This window comes from Mycobacterium szulgai, assembly GCF_002116635.1.
GTDB lineage: Bacteria > Actinomycetota > Actinomycetes > Mycobacteriales > Mycobacteriaceae > Mycobacterium > Mycobacterium szulgai.
Genome location: NZ_LQPW01000178.1, coordinates 1 through 20014, shown reverse-complemented (window position 1 = coordinate 20014; position 20014 = coordinate 1). Strand labels below are relative to the sequence as shown.

The 20014-nt window shown below is 66.1% G+C and carries 20 protein-coding genes and 1 pseudogene; 5 read left to right on the top strand and 16 right to left on the bottom strand.

Annotated features, from left to right (window positions below):
* Window positions 1-19: 19 nt before the first annotated feature.
* From AWC27_RS29105 to AWC27_RS29095, 3 genes are all read right to left on the bottom strand, one after another.
* Window positions 20-679, bottom strand: a complete 660-nt coding sequence (locus tag AWC27_RS29105) for a DivIVA domain-containing protein (RefSeq protein WP_085674351.1) — start codon at window positions 677-679, stop codon at window positions 20-22.
* A gap of 92 nt (window positions 680-771) precedes the next feature.
* Window positions 772-1269, bottom strand: a complete 498-nt coding sequence (locus tag AWC27_RS29100) for a dihydrofolate reductase (RefSeq protein ID WP_085674349.1) — start codon at window positions 1267-1269, stop codon at window positions 772-774.
* Window positions 1266-2066 (bottom strand): thymidylate synthase, encoded by an 801-nt coding sequence (locus AWC27_RS29095; RefSeq protein ID WP_085674347.1) that lies wholly within the window; start codon window positions 2064-2066, stop codon window positions 1266-1268. Before AWC27_RS29095 ends, AWC27_RS29100 begins: the two co-directional genes overlap by 4 nt.
* 42 nt (window positions 2067-2108) lie before the next feature.
* On the opposite strand from AWC27_RS29095, the gene AWC27_RS29090 reads away from it, so the two are divergent.
* A complete protein-coding gene (locus AWC27_RS29090) occupies window positions 2109-2849 on the top strand; it encodes a dienelactone hydrolase family protein (protein ID WP_085674345.1) in 741 nt (246 codons plus the stop codon).
* On the opposite strand, the gene AWC27_RS29085 is transcribed toward AWC27_RS29090, so the two are convergent.
* The 3 genes from AWC27_RS29085 to AWC27_RS29075 are packed head-to-tail and all read right to left on the bottom strand — an operon-like array spanning window position 2846 to window position 5885.
* Window positions 2846-3940, bottom strand: coding sequence for an acyl-CoA dehydrogenase family protein (locus tag AWC27_RS29085; RefSeq protein WP_085674343.1), 1095 nt, complete (start codon window positions 3938-3940; stop codon window positions 2846-2848). The genes AWC27_RS29090 and AWC27_RS29085 overlap by 4 nt on opposite strands.
* A complete protein-coding gene (locus AWC27_RS29080; RefSeq protein ID WP_085674341.1) occupies window positions 3937-5121 on the bottom strand; it encodes an acyl-CoA dehydrogenase family protein in 1185 nt (394 codons plus the stop codon). Before AWC27_RS29080 ends, AWC27_RS29085 begins: the two co-directional genes overlap by 4 nt.
* The gene (locus AWC27_RS29075; protein WP_085674339.1) at window positions 5118-5885 is read right to left on the bottom strand and encodes an SDR family oxidoreductase; all 768 of its coding nucleotides are present in this window, start codon (window positions 5883-5885) and stop codon (window positions 5118-5120) included. The genes AWC27_RS29080 and AWC27_RS29075 overlap by 4 nt, the downstream gene beginning before the upstream one ends.
* 79 nt (window positions 5886-5964) lie before the next feature.
* Here AWC27_RS29075 and AWC27_RS29070 point away from each other — a divergent pair, with 79 nt between their 5' ends.
* On the top strand, window positions 5965-6303 hold the full coding sequence (locus AWC27_RS29070) for a PE-PGRS family protein (RefSeq protein ID WP_085674337.1): 339 nt from the start codon (window positions 5965-5967) through the stop codon (window positions 6301-6303).
* A 5-nt stretch (window positions 6304-6308) separates the two neighbouring features.
* Here AWC27_RS29070 and AWC27_RS29065 read toward each other — a convergent pair whose 3' ends face one another.
* From AWC27_RS29065 to dapB, 7 genes are all read right to left on the bottom strand, one after another.
* Complete coding sequence (locus AWC27_RS29065; RefSeq protein ID WP_085674335.1) at window positions 6309-9488, bottom strand: acetyl-CoA carboxylase family protein; 3180 nt, start codon at window positions 9486-9488, stop codon at window positions 6309-6311.
* 10 nt (window positions 9489-9498) lie between these two features.
* Complete coding sequence (locus tag AWC27_RS29060) at window positions 9499-10659, bottom strand: PPE family protein (protein WP_085674333.1); 1161 nt, start codon at window positions 10657-10659, stop codon at window positions 9499-9501.
* 20 nt (window positions 10660-10679) lie between these two features.
* A complete protein-coding gene (locus AWC27_RS29055; protein WP_085674331.1) occupies window positions 10680-11486 on the bottom strand; it encodes a PPE family protein, SVP subgroup in 807 nt (268 codons plus the stop codon).
* Between the two features lie 230 nt (window positions 11487-11716).
* Window positions 11717-13240, bottom strand: a complete 1524-nt coding sequence (locus tag AWC27_RS29050) for a class I adenylate-forming enzyme family protein (protein WP_085674330.1) — start codon at window positions 13238-13240, stop codon at window positions 11717-11719.
* Window positions 13241-13253: 13 nt separating this feature from the next.
* Window positions 13254-13709: a flavodoxin family protein gene (locus AWC27_RS29045; protein WP_085674328.1), complete on the bottom strand. Its 456-nt coding sequence runs from the start codon at window positions 13707-13709 to the stop codon at window positions 13254-13256.
* Window positions 13702-14163 (bottom strand): hypothetical protein, encoded by a 462-nt coding sequence (locus AWC27_RS29040; RefSeq protein WP_085674326.1) that lies wholly within the window; start codon window positions 14161-14163, stop codon window positions 13702-13704. Before AWC27_RS29040 ends, AWC27_RS29045 begins: the two co-directional genes overlap by 8 nt.
* Window positions 14160-14897: a 4-hydroxy-tetrahydrodipicolinate reductase gene (gene dapB / locus AWC27_RS29035; protein ID WP_085674324.1), complete on the bottom strand. Its 738-nt coding sequence runs from the start codon at window positions 14895-14897 to the stop codon at window positions 14160-14162. Before dapB ends, AWC27_RS29040 begins: the two co-directional genes overlap by 4 nt.
* 127 nt (window positions 14898-15024) lie before the next feature.
* Here dapB and AWC27_RS29030 point away from each other — a divergent pair, with 127 nt between their 5' ends.
* Complete coding sequence (locus AWC27_RS29030) at window positions 15025-15537, top strand: GNAT family N-acetyltransferase (RefSeq protein WP_245847581.1); 513 nt, start codon at window positions 15025-15027, stop codon at window positions 15535-15537.
* On the opposite strand, the gene AWC27_RS29025 is transcribed toward AWC27_RS29030, so the two are convergent.
* From AWC27_RS29025 to AWC27_RS29015, 3 genes are read right to left on the bottom strand one after another with little or no spacing between them, the layout of a single operon-like run.
* Window positions 15524-16600: a PDR/VanB family oxidoreductase gene (locus AWC27_RS29025; RefSeq protein ID WP_085674322.1), complete on the bottom strand. Its 1077-nt coding sequence runs from the start codon at window positions 16598-16600 to the stop codon at window positions 15524-15526. The two genes, AWC27_RS29030 and AWC27_RS29025, sit on opposite strands and share 14 nt — an antisense overlap.
* Before the next feature lie 10 nt (window positions 16601-16610).
* The gene (locus AWC27_RS29020; protein ID WP_085674320.1) at window positions 16611-18347 is read right to left on the bottom strand and encodes an SDR family oxidoreductase; all 1737 of its coding nucleotides are present in this window, start codon (window positions 18345-18347) and stop codon (window positions 16611-16613) included.
* Window positions 18348-18350: 3 nt separating this feature from the next.
* Window positions 18351-19259 (bottom strand): metal-dependent hydrolase, encoded by a 909-nt coding sequence (locus AWC27_RS29015; RefSeq protein ID WP_085674318.1) that lies wholly within the window; start codon window positions 19257-19259, stop codon window positions 18351-18353.
* Window positions 19260-19481: 222 nt separating this feature from the next.
* Between AWC27_RS29015 and AWC27_RS32530 the strand changes: the two are divergent.
* Both AWC27_RS32530 and AWC27_RS32525 read left to right on the top strand, forming a co-directional pair.
* Window positions 19482-19709, top strand: a pseudogene (locus AWC27_RS32530) (PE family protein); the annotation flags it as partial.
* Between the two features lie 87 nt (window positions 19710-19796).
* Window positions 19797-20014: PGRS repeat-containing protein (locus AWC27_RS32525; RefSeq protein ID WP_342744616.1), on the top strand; the 218-nt coding region annotated here is incomplete at its 3' end.

Sequence of the window (20014 nt, the reverse complement as noted above, 5' to 3'; positions counted from 1 at the left end):
TCTCGTTCAACTCCTGGCTCTACTCCGGTGGATTCTTTCGTTCTTGGTACGCGGTCTCAAGCGTGGCGGGAACACCCTCGAGGTCGCGGTACACGCCCATCAGTTGTTCCAGGACTTTGATTCGCTGCTGACTCGCCTGGTCCACGGCCCGCCGGGCCTTTTCGCGATAACGATCAGCTTCCTGCTTGGCGTCGGCGACGAGCTGCTCACGCTCGGTCTGCGCATCAGCGCGCATGCTGGCCAATTTGCCATCGAGCTCTTCCTTGGTGTCCTCATACTCGGATTCCAAGGCTTTTCGCCGCTCGGCCAGTTCCGCCAGCAGCTTCTCGTGCTTTCGCCGCTCGGCCTCGGCCGCCGCCTCGGCCTCGGCGATCAGCGCCTGAGCCTCGGCCCGCGCCTCGGCCTGCATCTGCGAAACCTCGTCGACCGCTCGCTGCAGCATCTTCGCCATCCGCTGTTGCATCGCGCGGGGCGAGGACGAAGTGTCTGTCAGGTCTGCGACTTCCTTGCGCAAGTCGGCTGCTTCAGCGCTGGATTGCTTCAGCCTGGCCCGCAGGCTCTCCACGTCGTCGATCAGCAACTGCTGTTTGGTGGTCAACACCTCGATGTGGGCATCAACCGCGGCCGCATCGTAGCCCCTGAACATGCGCGGGAACACTTTTGCGGGTTCGGTCATCACTGCCAACTCCCCCTTTGGGTAACGCCTGATAAACCAGTCAGACCGACCCCGAATCGAGTATGGCACGGACATGCCGTTGGTGCGGACGCTGCTCATCGGCGGTAGCTGTGAAACCGGTACCGCAGCCCGGTGCGGCTTACCTGCCACTCCCCGGACTCGCCGACCCAGGTCTCGTCGAGCACCGGCGCCAGCGCGTCCTCGTCTTCGCGCGGTAGGTCGATCTCGACTTCGGTGACCTCGCAACGGGTCGAGTACGGCAGCCCAAGCGGATAGATCTGCGCACCACCCATTACCCAGATGTCCGATTCGGTTTCGGCGAATGCCTGCTCAAGTGATTCGACGACCGTCGCACCCTGCGCCATGAAGCCAGTCTGGCGGGAGAGTACGAGATTCTTGCGGCCCGGCAGCGGCCGGACACTGGCAGGCAGTGAATCCCAGGTCCGCCGGCCCATCACGACCGTGTGGCCCATGGTGATCTTCTGGAAGTGCGCCAAGTCCTCGGGCACCCGCCACGGGATGTCGCCGCCGCGCCCGATCACGCCGGACGCCGACTGAGCCCAGATCAGGCCCACGCCCGCCCGATGCGTCATACCGCTACTGGGGCCTTGATCGCGGGGTGCGGGTCGTAATTCTCGACGACCACGTCGTCGTATGAGTAGTCGAAAATTGAATCTCTCTGGGCTAAAACAAGTTTCGGATAGGGTCGCGGGTCCCGGCGCAGTTGTTCGCAAACCTGCTCGATGTGGTTGTCATAGATGTGGCAATCGCCGCCGGTCCAGACGAACTCTCCGACCGCGAGGCCGGCCTGCGCGGCCATCATGTGCGTGAGTAACGCGTAGCTGGCGATGTTGAACGGCACACCGAGAAACAAGTCCGCGCTGCGCTGGTAGAGCTGGCAGCTCAGCCGGCCGTCGGCGACGTAGAACTGGAAGAACGCGTGACACGGCGGTAGCGCCATCCGGGGAATGTCGCTGACGTTCCAGGCCGAGACGATGATGCGCCGCGAATCAGGGTCGGTACGCAGCAGATCCAGCGCCGCGCTGATCTGGTCGATGTGCTCACCCGACGGGGTGGGCCAGGATCGCCACTGTACTCCGTACACCGGACCGAGATCGCCTGTGTCACTGGCCCATTCGTCCCAGATGGTGACGCCGTGCTGTTGCAGCCAGCCTACATTGGAATCGCCGCGCAGGAACCACAGCAACTCGTAGACGACCGACTTGAAATGCACCTTCTTGGTGGTAAGCAGCGGGAAGCCGGCCGACAGGTCGTATCTGATCTGATGGCCGAACAGGCTGCGGGTTCCGGTGCCGGTGCGGTCGGATTTGGCTGTGCCGGTCTCGAGCACCACGCGCAACAGATCCTCGTAAGGAGTTGCGATCGGCACGCGACAAGCCTACCTACGGGCTTACGGAGTAGAACGGGTGCCATGCCGAAAATCAGCGATCAAGTGACCACCCCCGACGGGACCTGCGCCGTCAAACTGTTCACTCCCGAGGGCCGCGGTCCCTGGCCAGGCGTGGTGATGTTTCCCGATGCCGGCGGCGTGCGCGACACCTTCGACCAGATGGCAGCCCAACTGGCCGGCTTCGGCTACGCGGTGCTGCTTCCCGACGTGTACTACCGCGAGGGCGATTGGAAGCCGTTCGACATGACGACCGCGTTCGGCGACGCGAAGGAACGCGCCCGGATCATGTTCATGATCGGCACCATGACACCAGACCGCATCACCCGCGACGCCACTGCGCTGTTCGACTATCTGGCCGCGCGCCCCGAGGTCAGCGGCGAGCGCTTCGGTGTGTGCGGTTACTGCATGGGCGGGCGGATTTCGGTCCTGCTGGCCGGCCGCCTTCCCGAGCGCGTCGCCGCGGCGGCGTCCTTCCACGGCGGCGGGCTGGTCACCGACAACGCCGACAGCCCGCACCTATTGGCCGACCGAATGGCCGCCACCGTGTACATCGGCGGCGCCAAGAACGATCAGTCGTTCACCCGCGCCCATGCCGAACAGCTCGAGAAGGCCTTGACGGCAGCCGGGGTCGACCACCGGATCGAGTGGTATCCCGCGGCCCACGGCTTCGCCGTCCCCGACAACCCGCCGTATGACGACGCCGCCGCCGAACGCCACTGGGCGGCGATGACAGAAACCTTCGCCGCGGCGCTGCCGCGCTAGCTGGCCGGCAGATCGACCAGCTCGGCCAGCCGGGATCGGTGCCGGTAGGCCGTGCCCAACGCCAACTGGTCGCTCTTGGCCCGCTTCAGGTAGAGGTGCGCGGGATACTCCCACGTCATCCCGATACCGCCGTGCAGCTGCACGCACTCCTCGGCGGCGTGTACGGCGACACCGCTGCAGTAGGCCTGTGCGAGTGCCGCGGCGACGGCCGCGTCCTGGTCTTCCCGGGCACAGGTGTCTGCCGCATAGCGGGCTGCGGCGGTGGCCGAACTGACCTCGAACCACAGGTCTGCCAGCCGGTGCTTGATCGCCTGATACGAGCCGATCGCGCGGCCGAACTGCTTGCGCTCCTTGGCGTATGCCAACGTCGTGTCGAAGCACCACTGCGCCAGGCCGAGTTGCTCGGAGGCCAGCAGCGCCGTTCCCGTCTCCAATGCCGCCTGGACCGCACCGTCTCCTAAACCGATCCCTGACGACGTCGCCCCTGAAAAGCGCACGTCGGCAAGGGGTCTGGTCATGTCGAAGGACAACCGCGGCGACACTTCGACACCCGTCGCGTTACGCGAAACAGTGTGCAGCTCAAGACCATCGGCGCCGGCCACCGGCACCACCAGCACGTCGGCTTCGGCCGCACCAGCGACGCTGGTAACCAGACCGGTCAGACCGTCGGCACTGTTGCTCACCTCGGGTAGCGGCGCACCGGGTGCCGTGGACAGCGGTACCACCAGCGCCGCGGTCACGCTGCCCTGTGCCAGCTCCGACAGGGTCTCCCTTTCACCTGCCCGCAACAGCGCAACCGTGGCGAGCACCGAGCTGGTCAGAAACGGCACCGGCGCCACGGACCGCCCGATCTCCTCCATCACGACCGCTGCCTCGCGGGCGCTCGCGCCGGCCCCACCCAGCGACTCGGGCACCAACAGCCCCGCAACTCCCAGCTCGGCGGCCAGGGTCCGCCAGAGCGGCGAAAAGTCCTGCGGCTCAGAGTCGTACGCCTTGGCCACCGTCTCCGGCGGGCAACGGTCGGCGAGCAACTGCCGAACACTGTCCCGCAGCGCCTCCTCGGTGTCGGAATAGAGCAGGTCCCCGGTCATCGCGGCAAGTCCTTCCACGCCACCGTCTTATCGACACGGTGTTCGCCGGGCAGACCCAGGATCCGCTCGGAGATGGTGTTGCGCAGGATCTCCGAGGTGCCACCTTCGATCGAGTTGCCGCGGGCCCGCAGATAGCGATAGCCGGGCTCGCGGCCGATCAGGTCGACGGTCTCGGGCCTGCGCAGGGTCCAATCGTCGTAGTGCAATCCGGATTCGGCATGCAATTCCAGGTCGAAACCCGAAATCTGTTGCGCCAGACGGGCAAAGGCCACCTTCATACCGGCGCCTTCGGGGCCGGGTTGACCGCTGGCGGCCTGCTGGCGCAATCGCTCGCCGGTCAGGCGCACCACTTCGGCCTCGACCCACAGCCGCATCAACTCGTCGTGCATCGCCGGGTTGCGCAACGCGGGGTCGTCCCGCCACGCCTCGGTGATCTTGCTGATATGGCCGCCTTCGCGGGGTACGCCACTGCGCGAACCGATCGCGACGCGCTCGTTGTTCAGTGTCGTGGTCGCCACCCGCCAGCCGCCGCCTTCGGGGCCGAGGCGGTTGGCGTCGGGCACCCGGACATCGGTGAGAAACACCTCGTTGAACTCCGCCTCGCCGGTGATCTGGCGCAGCGGCCGGATGTCGATCCCCGGCTGGGTCATGTCACACAGAAAGTACGACAGCCCAGCGTGTTTGGGCACATCTGGGTTGGTACGCGCGACGAGGATCGCCATTTGGGCGTGCTGGGCCATCGACGTCCATACCTTCTGGCCGTTGACCACCCAGTCCTCGCCGTCGCGGACCGCACGCGTTGCCGCCGCGGCCAGGTCAGACCCCGCGCCCGGCTCGCTGAACAACTGGCAGTACAGATGTTCACCAGTGAACAACGGGCGCAGGAACTTTCGCTTTTGTTCGTCGGTGCCGAAGGTCGCGATCGTCGGCGCGGCCATGCCGATCCCGATGATGTTGCGGCCACCGCCGGCCGGGGGTGCACCCGCCGCGGCAAGCTGGGCCTCGACCTGCGCCTGATATGTGTGCCGCAGGCCGAGCCCGCCGTTACCGGAGGGGAAATGCACCCAGGCCAGGCCCGCATCGAACCGCGCACCCAGGAAGTCGCGCGCGTCGGTGGTCGCCGGGTCATACTCGTTGAGCAGTGTCTGAACCCGCGTCCGCAGGTCGCCCTCGGTACTCATCTGCTTTGGTAGCCCTGAGCCGGGCCAAGCAAGAGGCCGCCGTCGATAACCATGGTCTCGCCGGTGATCCAGCTCGCGGCGTCGGAAACCAGGAACGCGACCGCGTCGGCCACATCGGCCGGCTCGCCGATGCGGCCGAGCGCTATCGACTTGGCCAGCGGGTCCTCGTGGTCCTTCCACAACGCCTCGGCAAGCCTGGTCCGCACCACGCCCGGACAGATCGCGTTCACCCGGATGCGCGGTGAAAGTTCCAGCGCCAGTTGCTTGGTGACGTGAATCAGCGCGGCTTTGGTGGCGTTGTACATGCCCATCGCCGGTGACTGGTGCATGCCGCCGATGGAGGCGGTATTGACTATCGAACCGCCGTGTTCGCCCATCCATGACTTGACGACCAGCGACGTCCACAGCAAGGGCGCCCAGAGATTGACGTCGAAGATCTTGGTGAAGCGGGCGTGGTCCTGCTCGATCAGTGGACCGTAGGCGGGGTTGGTCCCGGCATTGTTTATCAGGATGTCCACGCTGCCGAAGCGCTCGAGGCTGAGGTCGACGCAGCGCCGCGCGGCATCCTCGTCGACCGCGTGCGCGCCCACGCCCAGGGCGCGTTCGCCGACTTGTGCCGCGGCCGCATCGGCGGCTTCTTGCTTGCGTGCCGTGAGTACGACATTTGCGCCCGCTTCGGCCAGGCGCTGGCCTATCGACAACCCGATTCCCCTGGAGGCGCCGGTGACTATCGCGGTGCGGCCGGTCAGATCCATTGAGGTCATTTCGCCCGATTTCTCGTGCCCGGGTTTTATACGGGTGGGCACGTGGTATGCGACTGGAATGTTAGCGAGATTAAACCTCATGAAACCACTGGTCGTGGCCGGGGCTGTCGCTACAGCGATCGCTGCGGCACCGGCTGCCACTGCCGATGTTTTTGCGGCCGGCCCGGCGCCGGCCGGCACTGGCATCACCCACTTCGTCCCTAAGAACGACCCGCCCGGGCCGGGCGGTGGAGGCTGCGATGCCAACGGCAACTGTGGCAGCGGCGGGGTCAACGGCGGTCCCAACGGCGGTCCCGGGGGCCAAGGCTGCGTTCCGGGTGTCGGCTGCGGCTCAGGCGGCCAGTTCGGTGGGCCCAACGGCGTGCCCGGCGGTAGCGGATGCCTGCCGGGCGTGGGCTGCGGCAGCGGCCACGGTTGATACCGTCACGCAAGCCTGGCGATCCAGGCCCGGGACTCCGCCGGGTCGATGACGTCGTCGAGCTCGAAAGTGGTGGCCGAGCGCAGTGCCTTGCCGTGCTGGTAGGCCGCCTCGACCAACCGATCGAACAGCGCCTGGCGTTCGGCCTCGTCGGCCGCAGCGGCTAGCTCTTTGCTAAAGCCGAGCCGCACAGCGCCTTCCAGGCCCATACCACCGATTTCCCCGGTGGGCCAGGCGACGGTGAACTGTGGCGCGTGGAACGAACCGCCGGCCATGGCCATGGCGCCAAGGCCATAACCCTTGCGCAGGATGATCATTCCGAATGGCACCGTCAACTGAGCGCCGACGATGAACATCCGGCCGAACCGGCGAACCGCGGCGTCCTTCTCCGCGTCCGGACCCACCATGAACCCCGGTGTGTCGCACAGCGAGATCACCGGCAGCCGGAATGACTCGCACAGAGCGAGGAAGTCGGCGACCTTATCGGCCGCCTCGGCATCGATCGCACCGCCGAGATGGTGGCTGCTATTGGCAATCAACCCGTATGCCAGGCCCTCGACACGAACCAGCGCGGTGACGACACCTACGCCGTGGTCCGGGCGCAGCTCCAACACCGAACCGACGTCGACGATCGACTCGATGGCCCGACGCACGTCGTAGGCGCGTAACCGGTTCTGCGGCACCACATGCCGGGCCAGCCCGGGATCCGGGGCCGCCCAGTCCGCGACGCTGCCCTGGAAGTAGGACAGGTACTGCTTGGCCAGCGACACCGCATGCGCCTCGTCGCGAGCGACCAGGCTCACCACGCCGTTGTGCCGCTGCACCTCAATGGGCCCGATCGCCTTGGGCGAGTACACGCCCAGGCCGCCGCCTTCGATCATCGCCGGCCCACCCATTCCGATGTTCGCATCCGGGGTTGCGATGATCACGTCGCAGACCCCTGCCAGTGCGGCGTTACCGGCGAAGCAGTACCCGGAAACGATGGAGACCAATGGAACCTGGCCGCTCAAGCCGGCCAGCACCCGAAACGTCGGCACGTCCAGCCCGGCCATACCGCCGACGTCGGTGTCCCCGGGCCGACCGCCGCCGCCTTCGGCGAAAAGCACCACCGGTAATCGTTTTCGGACGGCCAGGTCGAACACGCGGTCGGTCTTGGCGTGGTTACGCATGCCCTGGGTTCCGGCCAGCACGGTGTAGTCATAGGACACCACGACGGCCTCGGCCCCGCCGACGGTGGCCAGGCCGGCGACCAACCCGTCGGCCGGGGTGTTGGCGATCAGGTCCTCTTCCGAACGCCGGCTGCGCTGCGCGGCGATCACCAGCGCGCCGTACTCGACGAAACTGCCGTCGTCGACGAGATCGGCGATGTTCTCCCGTGCCGTACGCCGACCTTGGCTGTGCCGCTTGGCAACCGCGGCTTCCCGGCCCTCGTCCAACGTAACCAGATGCCGCCGCCTGATCTCATCGAGGTCGGCCCGCGACCGATCTAAATCAACTGTGGCAGAGGACTTTTCACCTTTCCCGCGATCACCGGTGCGAGTGAAGACCAGCACTGGGTCACCCGTACCGACAACCTGACCGGGGACTACCAGACTCCGCACGGTACGCAGCGCGTCCGGCGCGGCCAGCACGTGCTGCATTTTCATCGCCTCCAGCACGACCAGTTGGGCACCGGCGCCGAATTCGCCGCCTTCGGGAGCAATTTCCACCACGGTGCCGGCCAGGTGTGCACGCAGCGCCTCTTCGCCCGGATAGAGTTCGACGGCGGCCACCCGGACGTCATGCTGGTGGGCCAAAGCAGCCGTCGCCAACCCGGGAAGCTTGGCGTCGAGGAAGCTCGTCGGTACGGGGCCCGATTGTATTTCGCTGTCGGACAAAAGCTCTCGCAGGAATCCGATGTTGGTGCCGATCCCCTCGATACTGAACTCGGCCAGCGCGGTACGCGCCTTGCGCACCGCGGCCGGAAACGAGGATCCGTGCACGTGAGTGACGACCTTGGCCAGCAACGAGTCATACCGCGGACTCGGCGTCAACCCGGGCCGTCCGTACGTGTCGACGCGCACACCGGGCCCACTCGGCGGCGAGAACACCGTCAGGGTGCCGGTCGCGGGGCGAATGGAGCCGTCAGGGGCATACGTCTCGGTGTTGACGCGGGCTTGTATCGCGACGCCGCGTCGGGCGGCGGGTTCGCCGATGACTTCGCTTCCGTCAGAGGCAATTCCGGCCGGCAAGCCCAGCTGATAATAGGAAGCTCCCTGAGCGATGGCCAGCTGCACCGCCACCAGGTCCACCCCGGTGACTTCCTCGGTCACCGTGTGTTCGACCTGGATTCGCGGATTGATTTCGAGGAAGAAGAACTTTTCGCCCGCTATCAGGAACTCGACGGTTGCCAGGCCGTGCACACCCACCCTGGCGCACAGCCGGGCCGCCGCCTCATGTAGTCCATGCCGCAAGCCATCCGAAAGCTCCTGAGCGGGCGCAATTTCGACAAGTTTCTGGAAGCGCCGCTGGATGCTGCAGTCGCGGTCGCCCAACGCGAGCGCACGCGTCTGGTGTCCGACGGGTGCGCCGACGATCTGCACCTCGATGTGCCTGGCGGCACCGAGATGCGCCTCAGCGAACACCGCCGGATTTCCGAAGCCCAGTTCAGCCTCGGCGGCGCACTGGCGGTAGGCGTTCTCGATCTGATCGGCGCCGTCCACCTTGCGCATTCCCCGGCCACCGCCACCGGCCAGCGCTTTGATCATGATGCTGCCGTCCTGCCCGGCGAAGAAGGCGCGGACATCGGCGACGCTGGTGGGGCCCCGGGTCGCGGGAAGCACCGGCACGCCGGCTGCGATGGCGGCGCCGCGTGCCGAGGACTTATTGCCCACCAACTCGAGCACGTTGGCTTGCGGACCGACGAATGTGTAACCGGCGCCCGCGCAGGCACGGGCGAATTCGGCGTTCTCGCTGAGAAACCCGTAACCCGGATGGATCAGTTCGGACCCGGAGCTTTTCGCCGCGGCCAGGATCGCACCATGGTCGAGATAGGCAGACACGCAGATCGCTTCGTCCGCGGTGTGCACATGCGGGCTGTCGGCATCGTCCTCGGCGTAGACCGCGACCGTTTGGACGCCCAATTCGGTTGCCGTGCGGATGATTCGAAGGGCGATCTCGCCACGGTTGGCGACCAGCAGCCGCATAGCCGATAGATTAGACGACGACCTGCTTGGGCATCACGACGGGCTTGAAGCCGTAGCGCGGCCCGGCGTAGCCGCCGGCCCCCTTGCCAACCGCAGCCATCCCGGGCATCCCGGGCATTCCCGCGATCGCCCCGCCCTCTTCCGGCACCGCCCAACCGCTGCCGTCGGCCACCGACGCACCCACGGTCATCGCCGGAGCGGCCGAAGACCAGCCGGCCGGCACCGACAAGCCACCCACTGCTGCCGCCTGACCCATACCCGCGGCCAACGGCGTCACACTGTGCGCCAGACCGGCCACACCCGCGGCCGCGGGGACGGCAGCCACGGCGGCATCGGCCGCCGGGCCGAGCGCATTGACGGTGTGGCCGAGGAACACCGCGTTGCAAATTCCGGCCATGACAAACCAGGCCGCGGTGTTGACCGCGCCATTGATGGCGTTCTGCACGAAGGGGATGCCGAGCAGATCGGTGATGTCCTGCAGGATTCCGTCCAGCCCCGTGCTCGCAGCCGCCGACGCGACCGGTGTGGCCAGCCCCGTGACTGCGCTTTGCAGGTTGGTGATCAAGCTGCTCAAGCCCACCTGCGAGACGGTGCTGGACGCGGCTGCTTGACTGACGGCCGCCGCCTGACCGGCGAGCCCGCCTGGGTTGGTCATCTGCGACGGTGAGGTCAGCGGGGAGAGCACCGCGGCGGCTCCCGAGGATGCCGCGTAGCCGTACATGGCCAGCGCGTCCTGGGCCCACATCTCTGAATACTGAGCCTCGGTTGCCATGATGGCCGCCGTGTTCTGGCCCAGCACGTTGGTGGCAACGAGTGCAGCCAGCAATGCCCGGTTGGCGCCGACCTCCGCTGGGGGCACAGTCATGGCGAACGCCGTCTCGAAGGCGGCCGCCGATGCCGTGGCTTGCGAACCGGCATGCTGAGCGCATTCGGCCGTGTAATTCAGCCAGGCCAGGTAGGGCTGGGCTGCGGCGGCCATCGACAGCGAGGCGGGTCCCATCCACTGCTCGGTGGCCAATTGCGTAATGACCGATTCGAAGGCTGCCGCGGTGGTATTCAACTCGACGGCCAGGGTGTTCCACGCCGCCGCAGCGGCCATCATGGGCGCCGCGCCGGCGCCGGAGTACATGCGCACGGAGTTGATCTCGGGGGGCAAGGCTGCGAAATCCATTGCTATCTCCTTTTTTTCGGCTAACCGACGGCCGGTTTCGGCATGACGATGGGCTTGGCTCCATAACGGGGGGCCCCGAAACCGGCGCTGTTGCGCGTCGCTGAGGCCAACCCCGGCAATCCCGGAATCGCTGTCACAGGTGTGGCTTGCACCGCGGCGGCGGTCCAGCCCGCGCCCTGCAGCGAGGTGGTGCTCGAAACCAGCGTGGCGGGTCCGGCCCAACTCGGCGGCACCGACAGAGCACCGATCGAGGATGCGGCCGCCAGCGGAGCCGCACCCAAGCCAGCCGCCGCAGCGGGTTCCAGCGCTGCGGTCGCCAAGCCGCCCGCGGCGGCGTCGGCAGCCGCATCGGCGATTTCGGTCTGCTCGACGGCGGGAAGAAGGCCACCGCTGGCCAACCCGATCAGATCCGACGCGGCAGACGCCCAGTTCCCGACCCCGATGTTGAGGATGTTGGCGAGGTCCGAAATCCACGGTGGCACCGGGTTGGGTGCGGCGCCGAGCAGGCTGGTGATCGTCGAGAGGGGCGAAGCGGCCGCCGCCGAGTTGGCGGCCTCAGTGTCGGCATACGTGCCGGCGCTGGTCTGCAAGGTGTTGACGAACATCTGATAGGCGGCCGCGGCTTGGGCGCTGACCTGCTGGTAGAGGGTTCCGTAGGCGGTGAACAGCGACGCCTGTAATGCCGACACCTCATCGGCTGCCGCGGGTGTGACACCAGTCGTCGGGGCGGCCGCGGCCACATTCTGGGCGTCCAACGCGGCGCCTACCGTATCCAGTTTGCCCGCCGCAGCGGCCAACTCTTCCGGCTGTGTGGTTAGGAATGACATATCCCGCTCCTCGGATTCCTGTGCGTTTGCTGGTCGATATCTGAGTATTAGCTGTGCAGAGCCTGTGTGGTGAGATAAGGCTAGCGATCCCCACCCCCGCGGTCCTGATCGGAAGCCGCAAATGCTGAGTTTTTACGGCTTGTTTACGCTGGTGCCGGCAGTCTTAACGCTGTCTCGTCGAGCGTGTCATTTGCTGGCTATTCGCCGCAGAGAAATGCGCTGCATTCGCGCTAACGCAGCGGTGGACCCCACTGCACCTGTTTGCGAAGTGCCCCTTTGAGAAGTTTGCCGCCGGCATTGCGCGGCAGCGCCTCGGTCACCACCGTGACGTATTGCGGAACCTTGAAGTCGGCGAGCTGGCTGCGGCAATGGTCGAGCACCGCGGCCACATCGATCTCGTCGTCGCCGCCGAACAGCACAGCGCCGACCTTCTCCCCCATGACGTCGTCGGGCACCGCCAGCACGCAGGCATCGGCGACCTGGGGGGCCGAGAGCAGCGCGGCTTCGACCTCCACGCTGGAGACGTTTTCGCCACCCCGGTTGATGATGTCCTTGAGCCGATCGATGATGTGTACTCGGCCCGCCTCGTCGACCCGGACGACGTCGCCGGTATGCAGCCACCCGTCCACAAATGTGGCCTCATTGGCTTCGGGTCGATTCCAGTAGCCGGCAGTGATGTTCGCACCGCGCACCACCAACTCACCCACGCTGGGATCGTCCCCGAAGGAAACCACACCGATATCCACCGAGGGGACCGCGTAACCCACTGAGTCCGCGTGCTCGACGGCGTCCTCGTCGGGAAGCACGGTCATCAGCGACGCTGATTCGGTCATGCCGTACCCGTTGGAGACGGTGGCTTGCGGAAACGCGTCCTGCAGCGTTTTGACCAGCGATGGGGCAGTCGGCGCGCCACCGTAGCCGACCCAGCGCACGGCGGAAACATCGGCTTCGGCAAATGCCTTGTGCCGCGTCAACAATGAGTACACGGCGGGCACGGTCACCATGAACGAGATCCGCTCGGCAGCCAGCGTCGCGATCACCTGGTCGAGGTTGAGCGCGGGCATGATCACCGCCGTTCCCCCGGTGCGCGCTGCGCTCAAAAGCTGTGAATTGCAACCGGTTACGTGAAACAGCGGCACCGAGATCAGGGTGCGTAAGTCCTCGCCGGGAGTGTCGTCTTGCCCGAAGCAGCGCAGCATGTTTTCGGTGTTGGTGACGAATGCCTCGTGCGTGGTCGGTACACCTTTGGGGTGACCGGTGGTGCCGGAGGTGTAGAACATCGCGGCAATGTCTTGGCGGCCAAGTCCTTCGGCCACGTACGGCTTCCCGTCGGGCAGCGCCGTGCCGGCGGCCAGATCGACCTGTACCCCGGCATCGGACAACACGAACTCGACCTCCGGTGGCGCCGATCGCGTATTTACCGCCACCGCAACGCCGCCCGCCATTACCGTGCCCCAGAACGCGAGCACCCAGTCGATCCCGGCGGGATACCGCAGCGCAACATGCTCGCCCGACTTCAGACCAGCCGCGCGCAGGCCGCCAGCGACCCGCGACGCCCGGTCCCAAAGCTGGCGGTACGTCAAGCGGTCTGCGCCGAGCTCAGTCACCGCCTCGTTGTTCGGGCGCGTTTCGACATGCTCGGCGAGCATGTCGAGCAACGTGTCCGGTAGTCCCTCGTAATGCGGAATTCCGTTGGCGTCGCGGGAAACCCCCGTTTGCGGGAAAGGATTGTGGTCACGCGGAATCATGTTCATCTGAGACATTTCGTCACTCCATCAGCGTCGCGGCCAGCGTGCCGCCGAGTTCGTATGCTTTCTCGCGGGCGGCGGCGTCTATTGGGCCGACGATCTCGAGCACGTCGGCCGCTTGGCTGAGCGCCAGTCCGGTAGCCAGCTTGCCGACGGCGGCCGCGGCGCCGACGGTGTCGTTGTTTCCGTGCACCCACAGACCGTAGGGACGGCCGGCGACGTGGTCAAGGCTCGGGTAGTAGACGGTGTCGAAGAAGTGTTTGAGCGCACCCGACATATAGCCGAAATTGGCTGTGGTACCGAACAAATAGCCGTCGGCATCAAGCATGTCGGGCAGGGTGGCGGCCAGCGCGGGCCGGGCCAGGACGTCGACACCCTGAATCTCAGGATCGTTGGCGCCGGCGAGCACCGCTTCTAAGACCTCGCGGGTGGCAGGCGACGGGGTGTGGTGCACGATCAGCAGCGTCTTACTCATCGGCCTGCGCCTGCAGTTGCACGGCCGTCTTCATCGCTTCGCGAGCACGCCGCCGATCCCCCGCGTAGTCATACGCGCGCGCCAATCGGTACCAGCGCCGCCAGTTGTCCGGGTCGTCTTCCAGTTCGGTGCGCACCGTGTCGAACAGTGCGTCAGCCGCGTCTCGCTCGATGCGGCCCGATGCCCGCCGCGGTAGCTGCGTGGTGTCGAGTTCCATTCCGTCTTGCGCGATCAGCCGCGCCAGCTTCTGGTGTGCGAATCCGGCTCGCAGTGTGGTGATCATGGCCCACAGCCCGAGCATGGGCATGATCAGCACGGCCAGGCCCAACCCCACCGCGGCCGGCCGGCCGGAGCCGATCATCGCGACGGCAAGGCGACCGAGCATGACGAAGTACGCCAGCATTGCCACGCACATGAATGCGATCAGCAACTGGACGCGTACGGTAGCCGTCATTGCAAGTTGAGCAACGGCTCCAGCCCTACGGTTAGGCCGGGGCGTTCTTTGACGCGGCGAACCGCCAACAGCACGCCGGGCACAAACGATGTCCGGTCGATGCTGTCGTGGCGGATGGTCAGCGTCTCCCCTTGGGTGCCGAACAGCACCTCCTGGTGTGCCACCAGGCCGGCCAGCCGGACCGCATGCACCGGTATCCCGTCGACGTCGGCGCCGCGCGCCCCGGGCAGGCTGGTGCTGGTGGCATCGGGGTTGGGCGGCAGGTCTTTTCGCGCTTCGGCAATGAGTTGGGCGGTGCGGGTGGCCGTTCCCGACGGGGCGTCGGCCTTGTGCGGATGGTGCAACTCGATCACTTCTGCGGAGTCGAAGAACGGCGCGGCCTGCTTGGCGAAATGCATGCACAGCACCGCGCCGATCGCGAAGTTCGGCGCGATCAGCACGGAGGTCCCGGGTTGGTCGGCGAGCCAGGACTGCACCTGCTCGATGCGGTCGGCGGTGAAGCCAGTAGTACCGACGACGGCATGAATTCCGTTGTCTATCAAGAACTCCAGGTTACCCATCACCACGTCCGGGTGGGTAAAGTCGATGACCACCTCGGTGTTGCCGTCGGTGAGCAGGTTCAGCGGATCACCGGCGTCCACCTCGGCGGACAGGGTCAGATCCTCGGCGGCCTGCACCGCCGCCACGATCGTCGCTCCGACTTTGCCTTTAGCGCCCAGCACGCCTACCCGCATGGGTGCAGCCTACTGCCGCGCATCTTGCCGCCGTTCTGGACGGTGCAGACGCCGACGGCGGGCAAAATAGTCCGAATATGCGTTCGAAGCCGCTGGGTGGGCACCCTCGAGCCTTAGGCTTGCTGATGTGAAATCGCGCGACATCAGGATCCGCCAGGCCAAGCCGGCCGATTTCGCGAAGGTCGCGGCCATGCACTATCCGGTGTGGCGGCAGTCGTGGAGCGGCATGCTCTCGGACTACGAACTCAACCTGCTCGCCCCACCCCAACGCTGGGCCGCGCAGTTGTACCCGCAGACGCTGAGCCGCCGCGGGTGGATCATGTGGCTTGCCGAGTCCGGCGGCCAGGTCATCGGCATGGCCATGTATGGCCCGGACCTGACAAACCCACGCGACCTTCATATCGACGCGCTCTACGTCACCGAGAACGACCAACGGCACGGCATCGGCGGCCGCCTGCTCAACAAAGCCCTGCACGCAGATCCCACCGAAGACGTGATTTTGTGGGCCGCGAGCAAAAACGAAAAAGCACGCCGCTTCTATGAAAAGAAGAACTTCGAACTTGACGGCAGATCGTTCGACTGGAGACCACTGCCGGGTGTGAGTGTGCCGCACGTGGGCTACCGGCTCAGGCGTCGATGACCACGCGGTCGCCCTTGGCCCGTGACACGCAGACCAGCATCTCGTCGTCGCTTTCGGCGGCGCGCCCACGGCGATCGACCTGTCCGGAGAGCACTTTCACCCTGCATGTTCCGCAGAATCCCTGCTGGCAGGAGTAGGCGGTGGTGGGATCGCGATCGAGCATCATCGCGAGAGCCGAACGATTCGATGGCACCTCCAGCACCTGCCCCGACCGCGCGAGCTCCAGCTCAAACGCGATTCCGTCGACCACCGGCGGCGGGCTGAACCGCTCGTAATGCAGTGGCGCGGAAGCATGTTCGTCACGGGCCACCCGAACCGCCTCCAGCATCGCGGTCGGCCCGCACACGTACACCGCCGTCGTGGGGCCCGCTCCGGCGAGCAGCTCGTCAACACCGGCGAAGCGACCATGCTCGTCGTCAGCCCACACGGTGACGCGGTCGGGCGACAGCGCGACCACTTCATCCAGAAATGGCAGGTATTCCCGGCTTCGGCCGGCATATATTGCGCGCCAATCCATTCCGCGCTGGGCAGCCAGCTGCATCATCGGCAGCACCGGGGTCACGCCGATACCGCCGATCACGAACAGCACATCGCGCTCGGCTGTGCTCAGATAGAACGCATTGCGCGGCCCTTCGAACACCAAGGTGTCGCCCACCCGGTAACCGTCATGCATCTCGATCGACCCACCGCCGCCGTCGGCGATACGGCGGACCGCGATGCGGTAGTCCGTGCGCCGGCCTGGCGGACCGCACAGCGAGTACTGGCGACGCCGCCCCGAGGGCAGCTGGACGTCGATATGCCCGCCGGGGGTCCAGTACGGCAGTAGCCCGCCATCGGGATCGCCCAGGGTCAGCGCCACCACGTCGGGTGCCACCAGCTCGCGGTTGGTGACCACCGCCGGGTGCGTTCGCCGCACCGGCGTTACCCGTGACGGCTTCCACCGCGATGCCGAGGCGAAGCCGCCGAACATCGTGCGAACACCCCACAGCGCGGTGGCGAAGCGGTCCCGCTTCCGCCGACCGTACAGATCCGCGGGCCTACTCGTCCAAATGCTCTCCGGCACAGCGCAATTCCTACATCTGACGGATGTCTAAGCGCGCCGCCAGTCGCAGCGCCGAGGGGCTGATCCGCCGCAACGCGTACCCAATCCTGGATTCGACGGCAACCGGCAGGACGGGCGGACCCTTTTTGACCGCCTTTACGATCGCCTTGGCGGTGGCTTCGGGCGTGAAATTACGGCGCCGATAGGCGGTGTCGGCCTTCTGTCGGGCACGTTCCTGCTGTTCGGCCGTCAGGCCGGCGTACACGGTGCTCTTGGCGATGTTGGTGTTGACAAAGCCCGGGCACACCGCGGTGACCGTGATTCCCTCGTCGGCGAGGTCGGCACGCAACGATTCACTGAAGGCCAGCACCGCGGCCTTGGTGGTGCTGTAGGCGACCATGGATTTCGACGGCATGAAGGCAGCGCCCGAGGACACGTTGATGATCGTGCCGCCCTCTCCACGCTCCACCATCTGGGCGGCAAATGCCCGGCTGCCGCTGATGACACCTCGCACATTGATTGCGATGATGTCGTCCCAGTGCTGCGACGTCGTCTCCAAGAACCGGCCCGCCACCGCGATTCCGGCGTTGTTCACCAGGATGTCGACCACGCCGTGTTCTTTAAGCACTTGTGCGGCAAGATCATTCATCGCCGCTTCGTCGCTCACGTCGACCTGGTAGACGGCCGCCTCGGCACACGCCGCGCGAACCGCATCTGCGGTCTCGTTGGCCGCATCGAGGTCGCGATCGACGATCACCACTTTGGCCGCCCCCTGGCTGGCCAGTTCCACCGCGGTGGCCCGGCCGATGCCGGCACCCGCGCCAGTAACCAGTGCCAACTTGCCGCGCACCTCGCGTGGGCCGCCGCGGGCAGCCGAACCCCCAGCTCCGTCCACCCATTCAGAGGTCAGCCGGGCAACGACGTCGGGCCGCGACGTCACCACCCAGTGCCCGCCTTCGATCGACACGACGCGCCCGTTGCGCGGAATCGCTCCGGTGAACCGCTGCAGCGCCGGCGATACGAAATAGTCCGCACGCGGCACCAGCACCTGTACAGCGACGTCGGTTTCGGGCAGCACCTGCCCGGGCGACAGCAACGGACCGGGCATATTCGCACGATAGAGATTGAGTGCGTTGACGTAGTCGCCGATCGAGCGCGGGGGCGAAAGGTGTTGGCTGCGGGTACTCGAGCGGCCGATTCGCTCGATCGCCTTGACGACCTGCACCGCCACCCTCGACCGAAACGCGACCTCGGGGACACCGGGACACAGGAAGAAACCGATATAGCTGGACGCCACAAGCTGTTTGGCGGTATCGGCGAAGGTGCGTGGGCTGCGTGCCGACCGCACGAACCTGCCCGCGTACTGCAGGTGCGGCCCCGAGATAGAGGTGAAGGAGGCGATCTTGCCACTCACCGAATCGTCGGTGACTGCCGCCCATCCCTGAATCGAGCCCCAGTCGTGCCCAAGCAAGTGCACCTGCGAGACACCCAAGCTGTCGATCACCGCATCGATGTCGGCAACCAGCTGAGGCAGCCGGTAGCCCGAACGGCTTGGCGGAGAAGATGATTGGCCGGCGCCACGCACGTCGTAGGCCACCACGTTGTAGTGCTCGGTGAGATGCTCGGCCACGCTGTCCCACACCTGGTGGTTATCGGGCCAGCCGTGAAGGGCCAGGACGGTCGGACGTTGCGGGTTCAGTTCGTTGTACCGGTGCACCACCAGGGTGACACCGTCGGACGCGGTAAGTGTCGATGAAGTGATAGCCATGGGTCAGTGCGACGCCCGCGCGGCCGGCGAGACGGCCAGATAGTCGACGGCCAGTCCCAGCCCGCCCAGCTGCGACGGGTGGAAGCCCGGTTTGTAGTAGTCGCCGACGACCCGCGCCAGCCGAATCGGACCGGGCACCAATCCCCGGCGCGCGGCGCTGAAGTAATCCCGCCAGCGCGGCTTGGTTCCCGGCGGCAGACAGGGATCCACCGAGTACATGAACCGCACTCCGCGGATCCACAACAGCAACATCACCGGAGAGACGGCCAACTGTGTGCGCACCTGTCGCCAGTACCCGGCCCGCAAATGCTTCATGGTGTCGAAGGCCACCGCCTTGTGTTCGACTTCTTCTGCTCCGTGCCAGCGCAACATGTCCAGCATTACCGGGTCAGCTCCCACGACATCGAGTTCTGGGGAGTTCAGGATCCATTCACCCAGCACGGCGGTGTAGTGTTCGATGGCCGCGATGAACGACACTTGCTCCAGCAACCAGCTGTGCTGGCGTCGCGCGCTGCGCTGCGGCCGGTCCCCCAGCAACTTTCTGAACAGCCACCTGACCTGGTCGGTGAACGGCGTGAGATCGACATCCTGCGCGGCGAAGTGATCAAGCACTCCGGAATGCGCCTGGGAATGCATGGCCTCCTGCCCGATGAAGCCCTGCACGTCCAGCCGCAGCTGATCGTCTTTGATCAGCGGCAAAGTCTTCTTGAACACCTCGACGAAGAACTCCTCGCCGGCCGGCAACAGCAGGTGCAAGACGTTGAGTACATGGGTGGCCAACGGCTCGTCAGGTACGTAGTGGAACGGCAGATTCGCCCAGTCGAACTCGACGTCACGCGCCTCGAGCACGAGACGCTCATGATCGGCCGCGCACGAATGCGGTCCCACTGCCCGGTCGTCGACAGTGCTCATGTCAGGCCCCCTTGCCTCGGCGTCTCGACCGTTGTACACAAACGCCAAAATGTCGCCCCGGTCGACATCACGCCTTGGCAAGTATAGTGACGCGCCTCCGACGCATGACGAAACGGGAGCTCCCCGTTGAGCAACCAGGCGGAAACAAGGATTCGAGCGCCCGTACCGGATAGGCTCTGCATCGCTGCGGATAGCCCAAGCGCTCAGAAAGTCGCCGGCAAGATGGCTATGTCATTGGTGATCGTGTCGCCCGAATCATTGGTGGTCGCGGCGACGGAGCTGGACGCGGTCGGCTCATCGCTGAGCTCGGCCAATCGGGCCGCAGCGGCCGTCACCACCGAGCTGCTGGCCGCCGGGACTGACGAAGTATCGGGGGCAATCGCCGGCGTCTTTTCCGGTCACGCTAAGGGCTATCAGGTGCTCAGCGCACAGGTGTCGACGTTTCACGACCAATTTGTGCTGGCGTTAACCCGGGCTGCGGGAGCGTATGCCGGCTCCGAAGCTGCCGCTGTCTCCCCGCTACAGGCGGCGCTCGATGTGCTAAATGCCCCCACCCAGGCACTGTTGGGGCGTCCATTGATCGGAAACGGGGCCGACGGCCTCGCGGGGACCGGGCAAGCCGGAGGGGACGGCGGGCTGCTTTTCGGCAACGGTGGCAACGGTGGATCTGGTGCGCCCGGAGAGGTCGGCGGTAACGGCGGGAACGCCGGACTGATTGGGGCCGGCGGGGCCGGCGGGGCCGCCGGTCACCCCGG

Coding starts and splice junctions, on each gene's coding strand:
- AWC27_RS29100 (WP_085674349.1), bottom strand. CDS start 1,269: ATGACGCATCGGGCGGGCGTGGGCCTGATCTGGGCTCAGTCGGCGTCC.
- AWC27_RS29090 (WP_085674345.1), top strand. CDS start 2,109: ATGCCGAAAATCAGCGATCAAGTGACCACCCCCGACGGGACCTGCGCC.
- AWC27_RS29085 (WP_085674343.1), bottom strand. CDS start 3,940: ATGACCGGGGACCTGCTCTATTCCGACACCGAGGAGGCGCTGCGGGAC.
- AWC27_RS29080 (WP_085674341.1), bottom strand. CDS start 5,121: ATGAGTACCGAGGGCGACCTGCGGACGCGGGTTCAGACACTGCTCAAC.
- AWC27_RS29075 (WP_085674339.1), bottom strand. CDS start 5,885: ATGACCTCAATGGATCTGACCGGCCGCACCGCGATAGTCACCGGCGCC.
- AWC27_RS29070 (WP_085674337.1), top strand. CDS start 5,965: ATGAAACCACTGGTCGTGGCCGGGGCTGTCGCTACAGCGATCGCTGCG.
- AWC27_RS29065 (WP_085674335.1), bottom strand. CDS start 9,488: ATGCGGCTGCTGGTCGCCAACCGTGGCGAGATCGCCCTTCGAATCATC.
- AWC27_RS29060 (WP_085674333.1), bottom strand. CDS start 10,659: ATGGATTTCGCAGCCTTGCCCCCCGAGATCAACTCCGTGCGCATGTAC.
- AWC27_RS29055 (WP_085674331.1), bottom strand. CDS start 11,486: ATGTCATTCCTAACCACACAGCCGGAAGAGTTGGCCGCTGCGGCGGGC.
- AWC27_RS29050 (WP_085674330.1), bottom strand. CDS start 13,240: ATGAACATGATTCCGCGTGACCACAATCCTTTCCCGCAAACGGGGGTT.
- AWC27_RS29045 (WP_085674328.1), bottom strand. CDS start 13,709: ATGAGTAAGACGCTGCTGATCGTGCACCACACCCCGTCGCCTGCCACC.
- AWC27_RS29040 (WP_085674326.1), bottom strand. CDS start 14,163: ATGACGGCTACCGTACGCGTCCAGTTGCTGATCGCATTCATGTGCGTG.
- dapB (WP_085674324.1), bottom strand. CDS start 14,897: ATGCGGGTAGGCGTGCTGGGCGCTAAAGGCAAAGTCGGAGCGACGATC.
- AWC27_RS29020 (WP_085674320.1), bottom strand. CDS start 18,347: ATGGCTATCACTTCATCGACACTTACCGCGTCCGACGGTGTCACCCTG.
- AWC27_RS29015 (WP_085674318.1), bottom strand. CDS start 19,259: ATGAGCACTGTCGACGACCGGGCAGTGGGACCGCATTCGTGCGCGGCC.